This window comes from uncultured Campylobacter sp. (genome assembly GCF_938002845.1).
GTDB lineage: Bacteria > Campylobacterota > Campylobacteria > Campylobacterales > Campylobacteraceae > Campylobacter_B.
In genome coordinates this window covers 1-18684 of record NZ_CALKZP010000029.1, presented here as the reverse complement: position 1 = coordinate 18684, position 18684 = coordinate 1, and the positions used below count along the sequence as shown (strand labels likewise).

The following is an 18684-nucleotide window of genomic DNA, read 5'->3' as shown; positions in this document are numbered from 1 at the left end:
CGAAGCAGAATTTCACGGCGTAAATTTTAAAGCCCCAGAATGCACGGCGCGAGATTTGCAGCTCTATACGGCAAACTTCACCTCGCTTAGCCGCCCCAAATTATCAAACAAAAAGAGCGCATCCTTTTTAAAATTCGCCGCGATCTTGCCCGCCGCTTCACTAAATTTCGTGCCGTTTCTAAGCAAAAGCGCCCCCGATAAAACGGCGTGATTTAGCTGAAACGCGCCTATGTAATCGCACGCCAAAGAGATGAGCCCCCTTGCATCCATGCTGAGCTTGATCGTGCCATCAGAGCTCACACACTCGCCCGCCGCAAACGCCACAAACACCGCTCCACCTGCGTGCGGACAGCGGTAGTAACATACCGGTTCCTGCGACAATCCGCACGCAATCGCGCTTAGAGCGTGGCCGTTTATCTCCGCGCTTAGTGCGAGCTTAGGCGTGCTAAGCTCCTCTAGCCCGTGCCGCAAGCCGAAGTCGCGCACATCTCGCGCAAAGGCAAGTGGCCACTCATCGAGGCGTTTTATGTTCTCGTACCCCCACAGCCACGTGCGGTTGTCGCTTGCTTCGCTACCGATACACCAAATGGCGCGCGGCGCATTATCGCAGAAACTGATCTCACCGTGCTCAAAATCCACAGAGCGACGCCTGCCCTTTACAATCAGCTTCGAACCCGCCTCTTGCGCCCTTGCGCCGCAACCCAAACACGCCGAAAACAGATCAATAAAGCTGCTCTTATCCACGCCTAAGCGGTCTAAAAATTTCATTTTTCTCCTTTTACCGCGCCGATAAATTTAGCGCTTTTGCGGGATTTATCGGCGCACCCTATTATACGCCACGCACGCTGTTTTGCTATAAAACACTCGCGCTATGGAAATTTCATGCGGCGCGCAGGAAAATTTAATCAAATTTTATAAAGTCGCAGCGGGTAAAATTTCATAGCGGGCGCCGCCCGGATAGAATTTTGCAGAAGGCGACGGGCACGGCGAGTGCAACTGTAGGAGATGACGGGCGCGACCGCAATGATTGACGGACGGTAAAAATTTAAACCGCTCGCGGAATGTTAAATTTGAAAGATGAAATTTTAGCCTAACGGCATGCGGCAGAATTTTACGACCGAGCAGCGAGCGTTAGAGCTTAAAGCGGCACAAAATGGGCGCGCAACAGCGAATGTATCAGCTCAGGCGGCAAGCGATAGTTAAAGCCGTGCGGTCATAAAATTTAAATCGCCTCTTATGATCGTGAAATTTCAAAGACGAAATTTCATACCGAACGACGAGCCGCTAAATTTAAACACCCGAGCGATCGTTAAAATTTAAAAGCAAATTTTACGACCGCGCGGCAAAAGATAAAATTTAGATCACCCGCTCAAGCATAAAATTTAATCGATCTTCAGCACGCTCAAAAACGCCTCGCTCGGCAAATTTACCCTGCCGATCGCCTTCATACGCTTCTTGCCCTCTTTTTGCTTCTCGAGCAGCTTGCGCTTGCGCGTAATGTCGCCACCGTAGCACTTGGCGGTCACGTTTTTGCCCATAGCGCGGACGTTTTCGCGTGCGATGATCTTGTTACCGATGCTTGCTTGGATCGCGACCTCAAAAAGCTGTCGCGGCACGATCTCCTTCATCGCTTTGACGAGATCGCGCCCCTTGGATTCGGCCTTTGAGGCGGGCACGATGATCGAGAGCGCATCGACCGCTTCGCCCGCGACGCGAATATCGAGCTTTACGAGATCGCCGCGCCTGTAATCGATCGGCTCGTAGTCAAAGCTCGCATATCCCTTGGTGCAGGATTTAAGCTTGTCGTAAAAGTCCATTATGATCTCGTTTGTAGGTACGTCGTATTCGAGCAGGACGCGCCCCTCCGTGATGTAATCCATCTTGGTTTGGATGCCGCGGCGCAAATTTAAAAGGCTGATGAGATTGCCCAAAAACTCGCTCGGAGTGATGATGGTCGCCCTGACGTAGGGCTCCTCGATGCGCTCGATGAAATTTGGCGCGGGAAGCTCGCCGGGGCTGTGTATCCGCACGCACGAGCCGTCCGTGAGATACACGGCATATGTGACGGTCGGCGCCGTGGCGATGAGATCGAGATCAAACTCGCGCTCGAGCCGCTCTTTGACAACCTCCATATGCAGTAGTCCCAAAAACCCGACGCGAAAGCCAAATCCTAGCGCGAGCGACGTTTCAGGCTCGTAGCTAAGCGAGCTGTCGTTTAGGCTGAGCTTGTCCAAAGCGTCGCGCAGATCTTCAAATTTATCAGTCTGCACGGGATAGATGCCCGCAAACACGAAAGGCTTGGCCTTCTCAAAGCCGCCCACGGGAGCGGCGGCGCGATTTTTAAAAAGCGTGATCGTATCGCCCACCTGCACGTCGGCGACGTTTTTTAGCCCCATCACGACGATACCCACTTCGCCGCTGCTAAGCTCGCGAGTTTTGGCGGGCGCGAGCGGGTTGGGATACATCAGATCAAGCACCTCGTGGCGGTTCTCGCTACCCATGATATAGACTTCGTCGCTCTTTTTCAGCACGCCGTCGTAGAGCCTAACTAGAGCGAGCGCGCCTAGGTAGTTATCAAACCAGCTGTCGTAGATGAGCGCCTTAAGCGGCGCGGCATCGTCCGTTTTGGGTGCCGGGATGCGAGTGATTATCGCCTCTAAAAGCTCTTTGATACCCGCGCCCGTTTTGGCGCTGACCTCGATCGCACTGCTGCAATCAAGCCCGATGACGTGCTCGATCTCCTCTTTTACGCGCTGCGGATCGGCGGCGGGCAGATCGATTTTGTTGAGCACGGGGATGATCTCGAGATTGTGCTGCAGCGCGATATAGACGTTTGCGATGGTCTGCGCCTGTACGCCCTGGCTCGCGTCCACGACGAGGATCGCCCCCTCGCAGCTAGCCAGCGAGCGCGAGACCTCGTAACTAAAATCCACGTGGCCCGGGGTGTCGATCAAATTTAAAACGTATTTCTCGCCGCCAAGCTCATACTCGAGCCGCACGGACTGCGCCTTGATCGTGATGCCGCGCTCCTTTTCGATATCCATCGTATCCATGATCTGACTGCTCATCTGGCGCGCCTCGATGGCGTTGCACTCGCTAATCAGACGGTCTGCGAGCGTGGATTTGCCGTGATCGATATGCGCAATGATGCTGAAATTTCTGATATTTTTTGTTTTCAAGTGGCTTTCCTGATGAAATTTTAAGCCGCATTGTGCCGAAATTTCATTTAAAAACGGGTAAATGAGCAGTGGAATTTATGAGGCGAAATTTATACGGCGACTCTAGGCGGATTGGAATTTTACGAAATAAAATTTTGAAGTATAAGGGGGAATGCGGACGGCTTTGAGCAATAGAATTTTAAGTTTTATCGGCGGTGCGTTTTACCGCGATATAATTTTAGGACAAGGGTTGGAATGCGGAATTTTACGAAACAGAATTCTGCAGCTATGTTTCGGGGCAGAAAAATTCTAAGTGATGAAATTTTACGGCGAATTTTACGCGGTCGCGCCATACAAAGCTTGCAACGCCAGCAATCTAGAATTTTGTAAGATAAAATTTAACTGCAAAATTTTGCTTTGGAATTCTACTGCTTGAAATTAGCGCGTAAATTATATGTCATTACGACGCGCCAATCTTAGTAAGTAAAATTTACCGCCAAGTTTCGCAGCAAAATTTCGCAATTTAAAATTTCAAAGAAATTCTATCTCATGGAATTTACAGACAAAAATTTGCAAAGCAAAATTTTAAAATATTTGTTGCCAAGAAAACTAAAATTCCGCCCATAAAAAAAGGCTAGCCGGGAGGCTAGCCTTTGTGTTGCGAGTTTAACTCGGATACTACCAATCAGTCTTTTGATTGTAGATATCGCGAACATCGCCAGAATCTAGAATTCTAGTCGAAGTATCGCTAGTACTATTGTCTGACGAGCTACCACCAGCGAACGATCCTACATCATCCGCTATGCCCGATTTAACCTGACCTTCACCGCCCCAGACCGTAGGTTTAGACTGCTTTATATGTACACGAAGAGGATTATAATACTGTCGTACGCCTGGATACTTTTTAGAGTAGGCTCCTCCATCATTTGCAGTAAACATAGTCTTATCATTTAAGGCTGGAGTATGAATAAGCCATGGATTAGTAATGATACGTATTGTAGCATGACCGGCCGCATTACTGCTGATAGTTATATTCTCTTTACCCTTTTTTACTTTTTTTTCTCTTCCAATATTTACTTCTACGTCGCCTTCCTTAGCCAGACTGTCATAGGCGCTTACAAACTCTGCACCTATATCTTTTAAAGTAGCCTTTGTATTTACTACAAACTTCGTAAAATCAATCAAGCTACGATCTTCAGCCGCTAGCACGGTAAATATATTCGAGCCTTTAACCTTATTCGAAGAATCGATAACAACCGGGGCTTCATAGGCAAGATTTTCATTAGGCGCAGGCATATTCGAACACTTATCAATTCTGCCACAATAAATCTGCGTATAAATAGGAACAGATATTGGAGTCCCAGTAGTAGCTTGCTGCACTATAGCTCCCAAACTTTTATCGTACGATGTACCATAGACAAATAAGGCGTAAGTGCCTACATTGTCACTATAATCTGTAACGGTCTTGCCGGTTGCGTAAGTTTTGCTATTAGAATTAGCAGCGGCTATATAAGCAGCCTTGTTTTCGACGCTTACATTTTCAAGTTTCATCGTATCTTTAGCCTTTCTGGTAATGAAAGTATCGAAATCTTCCCGGGATAGTTTTATATCTTTCTCATTATACGACTCAGAAGCAGTATCCGGTATAGCATTGTATGAGCTATCGAATTTCGATGGCCAAAACTTTCCGTAAGTATTGAGAGCATCTCCATCTTGGATGTTGAAATCACTAGCGTAGATGAGTACTGGAGTGCTAGGGGTTTTATGCATCCTAGCGAAGTTAAAATACACGGTCGAGTCGGGAGTTTGTCCTTCTCTAAATCCTTGCGCCAAAATTCTGAATTCATTTGACTTCGAGTCATAATTAATTCCTGTACCGCCTTGCGGTCTATTGATAAGCCCGCCTCTTAATGAAGCATCAGAGTAGTAATTAAGAGCTATTTTAAGCGGTATAGGTAAGCCATAACCAGCATCACCGCTAGAAGCGGCTTCCTCCCAGTCTGGCATCTCATCAGTTTTAGAAGAACCCTTACTGCTTCTTACGTTATATTTATAGCATCTGCTATCATATCCAGTAGAGCCTAAGCATACGTCAGAATCTTTAGCAAAATACTGCGTATCGCTAGGGATCTCGTATTTAACGGCAGGTTTATCAGGATATGGCGCATAATTCGTAGTTTTACTAGTCTTGCTAGCGGTAGCTGTGGAGCAACGCCCATCGGTACTATTGTTAGCGCAATCAAATCCGAAATTTAACTTAAAGTCAAAGTCACTTGAGAATCCACACACGGCCTGAGACTTACCACCAACATCTTGCTTATATCCGTCATAAAGCGTAGCGATGACATCCTTATAAACTTTGTCAGATAGATACGCTACTGCATTGACCTTAAGCTTAGCTAGCTGACTTATCTGATGCGTCACCGCTAAATTCTGGCTAGAATTTTCGTCAGCATATACTACGACATCGTTTTCGATGTCCGGAGCGTTGAAATATGTATACGCAGATATTCCACCCGAAATATTATTATCACCTACACCCCTTGTCACGCCGTTATCAAGGCTTGTGAGAGATACTCTGATACGATCCGGTCGGTAGCGCAATACAATATTATCATTTATCGCTTTATCTTTATTGGCAGCAAGTCTCATACCGACGTCGCAACCTACCATACCTTTGGCATCAGGAGTATTGCTAGATGAATTGATGATACATTTAGCGCTCTTCCACTGCTTAGAATACGTCTGATCAGAGTAAGCGTCAGTCCACGAATTATCATAGATGTTTACGAGTACATCGCCGACATTATAGTAATTAAAAATTTTATCGGCATCTTTACCTATGGTTTCAGTATAGATGACGGCATAGCTTTTATCTTTTGCCTCAGGATTTTTTCTAGACTGGGTCATAAGATATGCGCCTTGAACATGACCTTTACTATCAAATTTTGCAACGCCCTCCGTCTCTTCGATATTTCTAGCGTTAAAATTCGCCCATAGACTTACGGCATTTTTATCCCATACTCTTCTAAATGCTGTGTCAAATTTCGAGCTTGTGCCATTTAATACGCACGAGACATCATCGCTCTTGCCAAAAGAGCCTTTTTTGATGGCTTCCGGATCAATCTCATATTTGCCTGTTTCGGCATTGTATTTAGCACCGGAATATTCCACTGCGGTACCGCCATAACAACTATCTTCTTTAACGCCACGTTTTAATGTAGTGGAAGCATTCTTTCTATCTACATAATAGGATTGAGTAGAGACATTAGCCGCGCATTCATTAGATATAAACGGACGCAAGTAGGTTTGAATACCGCGGATCTTGGTTGATATATCTTGAGTATCATCAGAATCCGCGCCATAGCTCTTACGTAGATGATAGCGTTGATTGCCCAAATCCCCGCCAATTTCTGCTGTGTAGTTAGGTACGCCGTTGCCGCTATAGCTTCTGGCCGATATTACATGAGCCAAGATATCTGCATTTTGTGTATAATCACCACCTACGCGCAGATTACTAGGATTAAGTACGCTGGAGCCATCACCTTTTTTAGTTATATCGCCGCTAGCGGTGGTATCTACGATCTTACTATACTTGCCCGAATCCTTCAGCGCTTTTGTATCTACATTAAAATATGCAGGGCGAAGCACGAAGTTGTCGCTACCGCATATATGGAACGAGCCGTCTTTTGACATTTGAATTCCGAACTCATCTTTAGCAGCCTTTATATTATCTTCAAGCTTCTGCAGCTCCGGTTGTATTTTATTCTCCCAAATGTCCTTCTTTTGGTTCTCGGTTAGATTTTTGTTGCACCAACCGAAATTCTCACCAGACTCACAATATCCATATCGCTTTTTAAGCTCCCATTTCTTGAGCTCCGAATAATAAGCCTTAGGATCGCTGTTATTTAAATCTTTGTTTTTTATATACTGATCTAAATCGGACCCTGAAGCAACTTGACCATCCGGACGATAGCTAAGCATAAACGTAAGACCCTGATACGCATCTCCTATCTCTATATCATTTAGCTCTAAAATACTTTTTCCTTTAAAATCCACTTCCTTATCGATAGTGTAATCGGTTTTGTCCTTCATCTTAAACGGAATTTTTAAGGAATCGGTTACGGATCGGCATGAGTAAACTGCGCTATTCCCCTTATCGCTATCGGCAACTTTATCCGAGGTAGTAGCGGCATTTCTCGCCCTGACAACGGATAAATACAATTTACCGCTCAAGTCGAATTTCTCAAGCTTTCTAGCCTCACTACCGATATATACGAGCTTGCCGGTATTCGGATCTTTTTTGAAGTAAGGAGAATTTGCGGCTGCGTCGATGTATTCCTCGCATTTACCAGTTTCATCCTTATACTTCTTACAAAATTGGCTCTCGTAATCCGGTCTAAAGATAAGTTTCGCATCAAAAGGCTTATCGGAGATTTGAGTATATAATCTATCATCGTCGTCATTTTTACTAAAATTCTTATTGACTACCTGCAAACCGCTTAAAGGTAGGATATTAACGCTTTTAGAAACCTTTGTCACGTCGCATAATTCAAGCTCGGAAGCGCTATCCATCTCTATGAAGACTCGCTGACCGCCGCCTATATCTAGGCTCATCTTATAACTTAGTGTCACGGCAGGAGCCTGCAATATGGTTGCACCCGTATTTACGGTAGCATTAAACTCGCCGTATGCCGCTTTACCTGGCTGCATTAATCCGCCTACAAGTACAGGACTACCGCCCGGTGTTGAAGAAGGAGTTAAGTCTCCCGCGCCTTGACCTATATAAAATTTCAATATATTACCGTCAAGCGCAGTAAACTGCCTATCTTTATAAATAGCCTTCGTAACGTTTGGAGTGCCACCTTTTATGACGTCTTTCATAGTCTCGTATGCACCCTTTTGACCATCGCGTAAATAGACTAGTTCATCGGCTGCCGCCGCAGGTATGGTATTTGTAGTGGTAGTGATAGGATCATTTACGACTAGCTCGTTATTTATAGTAGCGCTATCTTTGGTATAGGTAGCGCCGGCTTGACCAAAGTCGATCGATACTACCGCACCTGCTGCATCTTCGCTATCGCCGCCATTCAATCTATTTTCAAATTTCATTCTATAATAGATATTTTCACCCGCAACTACCGGGTTTTTGATCTGCTCAGGAGGTTCATGTAGTTTTTTTACATCCTCTTCGCTTCTTCGGTTACCATCATTATCAAAGAATTTAACCCAGTTAGAGGCGTTATAGACTTCATACTGATAGCACATTTGAGGGACATACAAATCGGCGGAAATAGCAATCATACTTATGAAGTTTTGATCGGCTTGACCTCCGTTGAGATCTTCATACGCCGCACCCAAAGAGATGTTTAGACTAGATTGCGCATTCTTCATCTTTGAACCGATATCGAATTCGTCCAGATCAAATCCACCTAAATAACCAGTGCCGTATGGATAGCTATACTTATAGGTGCCGTTATCATTTATAAGTAAAGCGACAGAGCCGTCGTATATATTAGCGCGATCGTTAGCTAACCGTTGATTAACCACACCGGATCCGTATAGCGAATCCATTTGTGCGGTTCCTTTGTGTTGAACTTTAAAATACTCGTCGGAGGTCATTTTTCTCTCGCCACCAAACCCTAAAAACCCTAGCTTTGCACTTACGGACCCACTTCTAGGTGTATAAAATCCATTGATGGTAGCGTTAATGTTTATAGGCGTATATCCCTTATCCCAAGGGGTGAGGACAAAATAATCGCCGTAAATAGTTACGTTTTTTGGTTTAAAATATTTATTTTTATATTCTACGGCCTCTTTATAAGTCATTTTTTGACCCGTTACGCTATCGTTAGATTGTAAATTATCTAGCAAAGCCCTTCTGGACGGGGCGGTTTTATCATATACTACGATTATTCCCCATCCGCCGTACGGCCCAAGACGAACGCTGTTGAACTCTCCATTGGTAAAATCTGCACCGCTTTGATCCTCACCATCACTCGTTTTTACGTTTCCTACAGTAAATTCAATGCTGTCGGAATAAGGTTCAAAATATTGCTTGACTAGATCGGTAATATCTTTAGTGCAGCCATATTTTAAACGCAAACGTAAGGGCTTGCGAGATTCTGCCAAAAAGTTCCAAGCAGCCGTTCCTTCGCATCTATCTCTATAAACATCTTCTATTATGCTAGCTTTACCTTTCGAGCTTTTCATTTTAAATTTCACCCGTGTATACCCCTTAGCAAAACCGGTCAATTTTTTTCCGTCTTTGCTTTTGTATTCTGCTTCGCTGTCAAAATCAGTCGTGCTGAATATATTTCCCTGCCAATAAAGTCTCGCATAGACTATATCGTTTTTAGTCACGCCCTTAGGAAGCCTCAAAACAGCTTTTGAACTATTCAAATAAAACTGTCCGTCGCCGTCATCTTTAATGTATGTGCCTTTTGCTCCCCACATGTAATCACGGCCTAAAGCAGAAGGCCAGCTTAATTTAATCACCGGCTTTCCAGTCACGGCGTAGTCTCCAAAGACGTATGTGCCCGCACCGCCGAATCTAACTATCGGCTTTTGGTTTAATTCGTCAGACGGAAAGTTTTTTATAGTGGTGAAATTATACAAACCCTCATTTCCGTTCCAAGTCCAACCACTTCTGCCTATCTTTCCGTCCAGCACGCCATCGTCACGATACTCGTTGCTTATTGGGGTAGCAGGATTTATCTTCACGTTCGACCTAACATCATCTGCGAATACTCCCGTCGCGAAACAAAACAACAGCGCCAAAATGGGCGCAAAGCTAAAACTCTTAACTTTCATGATACTACCCTCCGGTCAATAACATAATTTTTGACTATTATTTTACATTTTTTTTGCTTAAATTACAGTGCAATTTGAAAGATTTATAATTAAAATTTAATTTATTTCAAATGGGACGGCAAATAACGACAACGCGATGAAAACTTAACGATGAAAAAATTTCATAAAATATAAAAAATGCGGAAATTTATCAAAAATTTCAGCAAATTTTAAAATTCAAAAGCTCTGTTACGATTTGATGTTGAAATAAATTTTACATCCGCTACGAAAAGCCGGCTCGCTTACGGCGAGTTGAGCGCGATTTTTTGCTCACGCAACTTCACCCACATTCGCTTTACGGCTTCACTGCTCGTAGATAATTCTCGCAACAAGGCTTGTCACAACTAAAAATCGGGCGGTATTACTCTGTAAAAATTCCTAGTGCAGCGAATTAAAAACATCGCAATTTGGACTTTGCAAAAACATGACCAGCTATTTTTCCAAAGTTCATCGGCGCTATGTTATAACAGAGACGATTTAAAAAAGCACCCGATCCGAATTTCATCAGAACTCGAGCGCTTGAAATTTCAAATACCCGAATATGAAATTTAGCTAAAACAGACCGAATTTACCGTCCTTGCGCTTATAAAGCACACGCATTTTAGCGTCCATATCATTGAAAACCAAAAACTGATCGGTGCTTTCTTTAAGCTTATTTAGCGCCTCATCGATCTCTAGCGGCTTATATAGATCCAGCTCGGTAGGGACGATCTCATCAACTTCATCGTTTAAATTTGGCTTATTGGCACCGACCGCATTATCTACGGCGTTTTGTTTCATTTCGTCGCGATTTTTGTGAGAATTTACCTTATCGTGGTATCTGCGAAGCACTTTTGAGGCGCGCTCTACGATGAGATCGACGGCGGCATAGAGATCCTTATCTTTTTGGCGCACGACGATAGTGTCTTGATGCGCTAAATTTAATGAGAAATCCACCACGAAGCCCTTTTTGCCTTGCTTCTCGTCAGCAGAAATTACACAACGCCCCGAGATAATGTCGAGATTATATTTTTCTAGCGTTTCAAATGCGTTTTCGACATAATTTTTGATAGCTTCCGTTAGCTCAAACTGCTTACCTACGATATTTAAATTCATCGTCTCTCCTTTGCATTATGGTTTTTGAATAGTGCGCCTATGATATGTAATCTGTGGCCTTCCCATAACTTCTACGTTGGATTTTACTACTACATCTACAAGCGCGGCATGGCTTAGAATTCTGCCTACACTACCATTTGCAAGTCTTTCGGACGAGCCTTGCCCGAAATTACTATATGCGACGGTATGATTGCCGGGCGCACCCAGCTGTCTATCGAAATATCCGAATGTCACGGTGATGTCGAACATTTTTTCGCCTGCATTATTCGACGGATATGCTAGCGTAATCGTATTTAATGTAGGATTAGTCGTAGCCGTAGCGTTCTTCTCCTTAAGCTCAGTAGTTAGATACTGATGCTTTTGCATAGCAAGGACTGCTAACTCCGTAGCGCTCTGAGCTAGCAGTAGCGCCTGCTCTCTGCCTTGAATATTATTGACATCGCGAGCCGTCATAGACGCGATAGATAGTGCCGTAATCGCCGTAGTCGCTACAATGATGATAAAAAATATGGCTGCTACTAGAGCAAAGCCTTTTCGCATAGTTTTCATTAGTACACCACCTGTGCTTTACAAACGTTTAGATCCAGCTCTGCAGGATCAAAATTTCTGCCGTCATCCCTCATACATAGCTTAAGCGCAACGGCGCCGTTATCGTCTTTAAATCTAAATAAGCTCACGTCCTCGGCTAGTAACGCACTGCTAGCAACATTGTATGAGTTCGCATCGTTTGCAACAGTGCTCCATGGACGATAGTTGTACCGCAAAACTAGATTAAAATTCTTACTTAATACTTTACCTGCATTATTTTTCATATATGTTACGACTTGATCTGGAACAATCGCGTAGGCACTATGAGCTATATAGTACTGCTCGGAGAATTCCTGCGATTTATCGTTATTTGGATTTAATGGATATTGGTTGATAGTAATAGTTTCGCTTTCTTTATTATTGGTACCCGTAGTACTAGGAGTGCCTACGGCGATCAGCACGCGATTGCTACCGTTCACGTCGACCTTTCTATCGTAGCCAAAGCCTATACCTACGCTAGTAGGAGAGGCATCATTCGTGACGACTTTAAATATAACAGCAACCTGAGTATTATTAGACGGAGTGTTATACGCAGTAGCCCTTAAATTTCCAACTATATTAGCCACTTGGGGGAAATCACTACCTAAAGATACCATATTAAATTCAGCCCTAGTATTTCCAATGTAGCCTGCATCTTCTGTACCTGCTTTCCATTTGTCATCTCGGAGTTGAGACATCGACATGAAGCCGCTCCAACCGGGAGTTCTCTTATTTATATTTCTCGTCTCTACGCTTTGTCCGATCCACTCTAATATATCGTATTTTGGATCATCTAAAGCGCTAATTGGCACAAATTGGTTTGAGCTAAGTTCTCTGCCTATAGTAGAGCTTTTTATTCTATCTTCCAAGCGATTTGTTATTAGCATTATTGCATTTTGTGTTCTAGCTTCCAGCTGATTTACTGCACGTACATGAACATAGGATTTATATATCTTTGTGTATAGATCAGCGCCGAACATCGAGATGATACCTAATACTACGATAACAAATACAAGCTCTATAAGGGTGAAACCTTTTTTCATCTCGCGCTCCTATCGGGAATATCGTCTAGTGACGGCTGTCTGAACGCCGACGCCGATATTGGATAAAAACGCTTTTAAAACTACTGATTTGGCAGTACCATCTTTAGCTACGGCATCGTTTAGATCCGTGGCGGCAACCCTAACCATCTTTATATTGGTAGGGGAGCCATTGGCTGGTTGATCACTAAGGGTTCCGTTTATATCGGTACCCTTAGCATAATCTTCCGCAGTAAAAGGCTCTGCTACATAATCTACGTCGACATTAATTCCAGTATTAAGAATAAAATCACCCTTACTACTAGAGCCCACCAAATCACCAACCGTTATATTGGTCGCGAACTTGTCGTAGTCGTCGATATCATTATAACGACCGACTCCGAAAGAAATTCTATTATCTCCTTTGCCGAATTGCCCTTTCGTAGCCGGAGCTTGAGTGCTGACCTCGCGCTTACTAGCTTCATCTAAAATTCCCGGTCTAGCTTCCATAGTGCTATTATCCGGTAACTTTATCGACGGATTTACCGATAAAATTCTTTTCATGCAGCCAGTATCGCCTCCGCAGCTAGCATCTCCTGCGTATGCGCTATCCCACTGCGCTTTAGATATACGAGACATAAAAGCTTTAGCGTTATATACAAGCTCCTCTTTGATCGCAAGGGCATTTAGCTCTGTCGTCTGCGCGACGATACGCGGAATCGCCATCGTCGTGATCGCCAAAATCACGATGGTAAAGATCAGCTCGATTAGAGTAAAACCTTTTTTCATCTTACATCCTTTCTTTAAAATTCTGAAATTACGGAAACGCAAACTTACTCTGCGTTATCGGCGCTAATTATACTATTGTTAAACTTAAATTTAGAATTTATCGCGTAAATTTTTTCGGTTTACAAAGATTTTTAAACCCGAACGCATAAAAATTTTAAAGAAATTCCATTTTTAAATTTGGACGCGGAATTTAAGCTTGCATTTACTCAAAGACTATAAAATTACGAGCTAAATAAATTCCAAGGATTTTTTATGACAAATCTAAGTAAAATTCTATCCGCTCTCCTATTTATCGCGTTTATCGGCGGCTGCAGTGGTAAAGGCGACGGCGAGCTTTTTAACCTAAGCCCCGAGGCATGGTATTCTAAAATTTTAGAAGATATTAACAACGCAAATATGGAGGATGCCGAGAAGCACTACACCAGCTTTTCGAGCGAACATATCGCCTCTCCGCTGCTTGAGGAGATGACGCTCATTATGGCGTGGGCTTTTGTAGAGGATGAAAACTACGAGAAAGCAAACAAATACCTAGACGAATACATCCGTCTCTACGGCACGACGCAAAAGATCGAATATGCAAGATTTTTAAAGATCAGAGCAAATTTCGATTCCTTTAGCCGCCCAAATCGCAACCAAAAGCTAATGCTAAACAGCATCGACGAAATTCGAAAATTTATAGCTGAATATCCGCAGAGCGAGTATCGTCCGCTACTTGAGACGATGCTAACGAAACTACGCCTTGCCGAGCATCAGCTAAATATCGACATCAAAGATCTTTACCAGCGCACCGACCGCGAAAGTTCTGCTAAAATTTACGAGCAGCGCATCGAGGAATCCCCGCTAAACGGCACCGACGTAATTAAACCGCGCTCGCCTTGGTATCGCGCGATCTTTGAGTAGGAGGAGCGATGCAACTGATGCAAAATACAACCTTCCCTAGCGATCTACCTATCATCGTCGAGGACGAGCTATTTTTATATCCCTTTATGATAGCGCCCCTTTTCATCGGCGACGAGCATAACAAAAAAGCCCTTGATCTAGCCGCCAAAAACGAATCTATGATAATGGTTGTAAGCTCAAAGTCGGAATTTAGCGGCGATAGAAGCTTTGGCGGTATCTATAACGCAGGCGTCGTGGGCTCCGTGATGAGAACCGTGCCGCTCCCTGACGGTCGGGTTAAAATTTTATTCCAAGGCGCGCTAAAAGGTAAAATCGTAAAAGAAATTTCGCAAGATCCGCTAATCGCTACCGTCGATATCATCCATGACGAGCGCGGCAATGACCAAAAATTAGACGCGCTGGTAAGCGTGCTAAAGGAAAAAACCAAGACGCTTAGCACGCTTACGCATTTTTTCCCAAACGATCTGCTAAAGACCATCGACGACGGCACCGACGCTGCGCGCGTCTGCGATCTCATTTTAAGCGCACTGCGGCTAAAAAAGCAGGTAGCCTACTCGTTTTTTACCGAGAGCAACTTGCAAAAGCGCCTTTTCAACCTCATCAACTACATCTCCGACGAGATCGAAGCGCAGAGGCTCGAAAAGGAGATCAAAAGCAAGGTCCACTCCAAGATCGATAAGACAAACAAGGAGTATTTTTTAAAAGAGCAGCTCAAGCAGATCCAAAAAGAGCTCGGCGGCGATGCCGACCGCGACGTCGAGATCGAGGAATACCGCAAAAAGCTGGAAGCCAAAAAGCCCTATTTGGGCGAGGATGCTTACAAAGAGATCAAAAAGCAGATCGATAAATTTGCCCGCTTGCACCCCGATAGCGCCGATGCGGGGCTAGTACAGAGCTATCTGGACTGGGTTTTGGAGGTGCCTTTTGAAAAGACCGCCAAGCATAAGATGTCCATCGAGGGCGTTACCGCTCAGCTGAATAAAGACCACCACTCCTTGAAAAAGCCCAAGGCGCGTATCGAGGAGTATTTCGCGCTAAAGCAGCTTTTAGAGCTTCGCGGCACAAGCGGCAAGAAAAGCAAAGAGGACGGCAAAAACGGCGGCGCAATCTTGTGTTTCTACGGCCCTCCCGGCGTAGGCAAGACGAGCCTTGCGAACTCTATCGCGACCGCGCTTAAGCGCAAACTTATCCGCATCGCTTTAGGCGGGCTCGAGGACGTAAACGAGCTACGCGGACACCGCCGCACCTATATCGGCGCGATGCCGGGTCGCATCGTGCAAGGTCTCATCGAGGCAAATCAGATGAACCCCGTCATCGTGCTTGATGAGATCGATAAAATTTCAAGCTCATACAAGGGTGATCCGACGGCGGTTCTGCTTGAAATTTTAGACCCCGAGCAAAACTCGAGCTTTAGGGATTACTATCTAAATTTCAACATCGATCTTAGCAAGATCATCTTTATCGCCACGGCGAACGACGTATCTCTCATACCCGCGCCGCTGCGCGATAGGATGGAGTTTATTGAGCTTAGCTCATACACGCCGCAGGAGAAATTTCAGATCGCCAAGGACTATCTTATCCCTCAGGAGCTGCAACGCCACGGCTTAAAATCAGCCGACGTAGCGATAAACCCGGCAGCCCTTGCCGAGATCATCGAAGAGTACACGCGCGAAAGTGGTGTGCGAAACCTGCGCCGCCAGATCGCAGCGATCTTTCGCAAGGTCGCGGTTAAAATTTTAAAAGACAAAGAGTTTAAAAAAATCGTCGTTACGACGAAAAATTTAAGCGAATTTCTAAATAAAAAGGTTTTCGAGATCGATGAGGTCGAAAAGTGCGATCAAATCGGCATCGTAAACGGGCTTGCGTGGACCGCGGTAGGCGGCGACGTGCTCAAGATCGAAGCGGTCAAGATCAAAGGCAAGGGCGCGATGACGATCACGGGCCAGCTCGGCGACATAATGAAAGAATCCGCACAGATCGCCTTTAGCGTCGTAAAGGTGCTAATCGACGAGGGCAAGCTCAAAGCCGCTCAAGACGCGGAGAGTGGTGCGGCAAAAGCCTCGCGCGCCGGCAAAAACTCCGCATTACGCGCAAATGGCGGCGCATCTAAAAGCTCGGCGGCGCGGAATTTAGGCGCGGAGGGAAATTCCGAAAGCTCGGAGCAGATTTATAATAAATTCGATCTTCACATCCACGTGCCCGAGGGCGCGACGCCGAAGGACGGACCGAGCGCGGGCATCACGATGAGCACGGCGATCGCGTCGATTTTAAGCGAGCGCGAGGTGCGCGCCGATCTGGCGATGACGGGCGAAATCACGCTAAGCGGCAAGGTGCTGCCGATCGGCGGGCTTAAGGAGAAGCTCATCGCTGCGCACAAAGCCAAAATCGCCGAGGTTTTGATCCCGCGCAAAAACTATGAGCGCGACCTAGCAGAGATCCCAGACGAGGTCAAAAACGATCTGAAAATAACGCCGGTAGATCGGATCGAAGAGGTGCTGAAGCTGGCGCTAGTCTAAATTTAAAGCGCCGCTTTAGCCGCTTTAGTCGCGCGTTGGAGGTTAAGAGCCTACAGGAGTATCTGGGCGGCGAGTGAGGCTAAAAACTAAAATCGTCAAATTTGCGCGTCAAATTTAGCCGCCAAATTTGACGTCCATAAATTCAGCCAAATTTAGATGTTAAATTTGCATTCTAAATTTGGCTGAGCGCTACCATAGACTCTGAAATTTTAAAATCCTACCGCAAGGCGCACGGAATTTTAAAACTCTTTAGATTCCCGCTTGCGCCGTTTGCGATCAAAATATAAAGCAAGAAAATGATAAGACTAAAAGCAAGATTAAGATTGGCTGCAAGGAAGCTTGAAATCGCCTTTTTTGTTAGCCTGATCGCTTATATTTTGGCTGCTTTGAGCCTATTTATCGTGCCCGAAGACATCTTGTCCGCTCACGCAGATTTTAGAGATTTTACGGCATTTATGGCGGATTTTTATCCTGCTATAAACGTAGCGCAGACTAAAACCGCCTTTGGCGACGTAGCGTCGTTTCATCTTAGCTATTTGTGCTTTTTTATGCTAGTTTGTTTGGTGCTTGCGGGACTTTACGGCGTGGCAAAAGGAGCTACCGGCAGGCTTGAGGAAAACAAAAATAACGCCCAGGCGCTTTCGCAAGGTATTATTTTGCTTGCGCTTATCGTATGCTTTTTGGTATTCGGCGGACTTGATGATTTTTTCTCGGGTTATAGCATATGGCACTCTTATCGCCCGACACGAGAGTTCATAGCACAGGTGAGGCTAGAATTATTTTTATACTATGAAATGATCGGCTTTGGCATTGCGAATTTTTGCGTGATGATATCGGCGTATCTTATTATACAGATTTGTAGGCAGCTGCGGGCATTCATTTTGCTTAGGGCTCACCAAACGGCTGTGTTTTTCGGACGGATATTTAGGCAACACTAGCCGACTCGTTAAAGCTTGTTTAAATTTGACCGTACTCGTCGATAAATGAGCGCAAATTTAGCTCAAATTTGACGCGTGAAACGCTAAATTTAAACGGCTAAAACCATAAATTTAAGCCGCGCGGCGTATTTGCTTTAGTTTTATTCTGATAAAATTTGCTTGTAGTAGCGCTTCTTCTTTATTCGGCGAGTTTGTGAGCCGCTTTAGCGCCTCTTTGGCGAGTTTTTCGGGTTCTCTTAAATCCTTTTTCGCGCTTAACTCTTCTAGCAGCTTTACATTAGCCTTTGCCGCGCTTAGGCACAAAAAATCAAAACATACGCAAAATACGAGTAAAATCTCTGCACACGGGACGTAAATGCTAAAAATATCAGTCGAAACCAGGCGATATAAAGCGATAAAATGCGCGCTGGCGCGAACACGGCGAGGCTAAATTTAGGATCTTGCGAGCAAAGTCGGACGGCAAATTTAATAAACGCGTAAAATTTTGCCAAAACGCTGAAAGCAAAGTATCCGACTGCAGATAAAAATAGCACGCAAGCGCAGAAAAATACAACCGTAAAAGTCGTTTCGCCCAAATTCTCTCCCTTTTGTTTTTAAATTTTAGAGTTTTCGCCGTTTAACTTTGTTTAATCAAATTTAGCTTCGCTCCGCCAACTCTCGCTCAAATTTAACCCCAGCTTAAGCATAAATCTATATACTTTGGCTTTAAATTTAAGGCGGCAAATGAGATCTCAGAGCGAATTTTTTGGCGTTTTCATCACGCTTCTTGGCGGCGTATTATGGGGATTTAGCAGTGTTTGCGGGCAGTATCTGTTCACGCAAAAAGGCGTCAGCGCCGACTGGCTCGTGC

The 18684-nt window shown here is 44.8% G+C and carries 10 protein-coding genes and 2 pseudogenes; 4 read left to right on the top strand and 8 right to left on the bottom strand.

What is annotated here, in order from left to right:
- Window positions 1–63 precede the first annotated feature (63 nt).
- The 8 genes and pseudogenes from Q0224_RS04200 to Q0224_RS04170 form a co-directional block, all read right to left on the bottom strand.
- Entirely contained in the window at window positions 64–768 is a 705-nt protein-coding gene (locus tag Q0224_RS04200) for a DUF6882 domain-containing protein (RefSeq protein WP_297894005.1), read from the bottom strand.
- Between the two features lie 614 nt (window positions 769–1382).
- The gene (gene lepA / locus Q0224_RS04195) at window positions 1383–3179 is read right to left on the bottom strand and encodes a translation elongation factor 4 (protein WP_297949351.1); all 1797 of its coding nucleotides are present in this window, start codon (window positions 3177–3179) and stop codon (window positions 1383–1385) included.
- Window positions 3180–3836: 657 nt separating this feature from the next.
- Window positions 3837–9971 (bottom strand): hypothetical protein, encoded by a 6135-nt coding sequence (locus Q0224_RS04190; protein WP_297949349.1) that lies wholly within the window; start codon window positions 9969–9971, stop codon window positions 3837–3839.
- A gap of 591 nt (window positions 9972–10562) precedes the next feature.
- Window positions 10563–11105 carry a ribosome-associated translation inhibitor RaiA gene (raiA, locus tag Q0224_RS04185; protein WP_177388896.1) on the bottom strand — a complete coding sequence of 181 codons (543 nt, stop codon included), beginning with the start codon at window positions 11103–11105 and terminating at the stop codon, window positions 10563–10565.
- Window positions 11106–11120: 15 nt separating this feature from the next.
- Window positions 11121–11654 (bottom strand): hypothetical protein, encoded by a 534-nt coding sequence (locus Q0224_RS04180; protein ID WP_297949347.1) that lies wholly within the window; start codon window positions 11652–11654, stop codon window positions 11121–11123.
- Window positions 11654–12259: a hypothetical protein gene (locus Q0224_RS04175; protein WP_297949345.1), complete on the bottom strand. Its 606-nt coding sequence runs from the start codon at window positions 12257–12259 to the stop codon at window positions 11654–11656. The genes Q0224_RS04180 and Q0224_RS04175 overlap by 1 nt, the downstream gene beginning before the upstream one ends.
- 390 nt (window positions 12260–12649) lie before the next feature.
- Window positions 12650–12715 (bottom strand): annotated as a pseudogene (locus Q0224_RS10970) (prepilin-type N-terminal cleavage/methylation domain-containing protein); the annotation flags it as partial.
- Window positions 12716–12724: 9 nt separating this feature from the next.
- On the bottom strand, window positions 12725–13480 hold the full coding sequence (locus Q0224_RS04170) for a type II secretion system protein (RefSeq protein WP_297949343.1): 756 nt from the start codon (window positions 13478–13480) through the stop codon (window positions 12725–12727).
- A gap of 252 nt (window positions 13481–13732) precedes the next feature.
- Here Q0224_RS04170 and bamD point away from each other — a divergent pair, with 252 nt between their 5' ends.
- The 4 genes and pseudogenes from bamD to Q0224_RS04150 form a co-directional block, all read left to right on the top strand.
- Window positions 13733–14380 (top strand): outer membrane protein assembly factor BamD, encoded by a 648-nt coding sequence (gene bamD, locus Q0224_RS04165; RefSeq protein WP_291939567.1) that lies wholly within the window; start codon window positions 13733–13735, stop codon window positions 14378–14380.
- An 8-nt stretch (window positions 14381–14388) separates the two neighbouring features.
- Complete coding sequence (lon, locus tag Q0224_RS04160) at window positions 14389–16896, top strand: endopeptidase La (protein WP_297949340.1); 2508 nt, start codon at window positions 14389–14391, stop codon at window positions 16894–16896.
- 296 nt (window positions 16897–17192) lie between these two features.
- Window positions 17193–17834 (top strand): hypothetical protein, encoded by a 642-nt coding sequence (locus Q0224_RS04155; RefSeq protein ID WP_297949338.1) that lies wholly within the window; start codon window positions 17193–17195, stop codon window positions 17832–17834.
- 723 nt (window positions 17835–18557) lie between these two features.
- Window positions 18558–18684 (top strand): annotated as a pseudogene (locus tag Q0224_RS04150) (EamA family transporter); the annotation flags it as partial.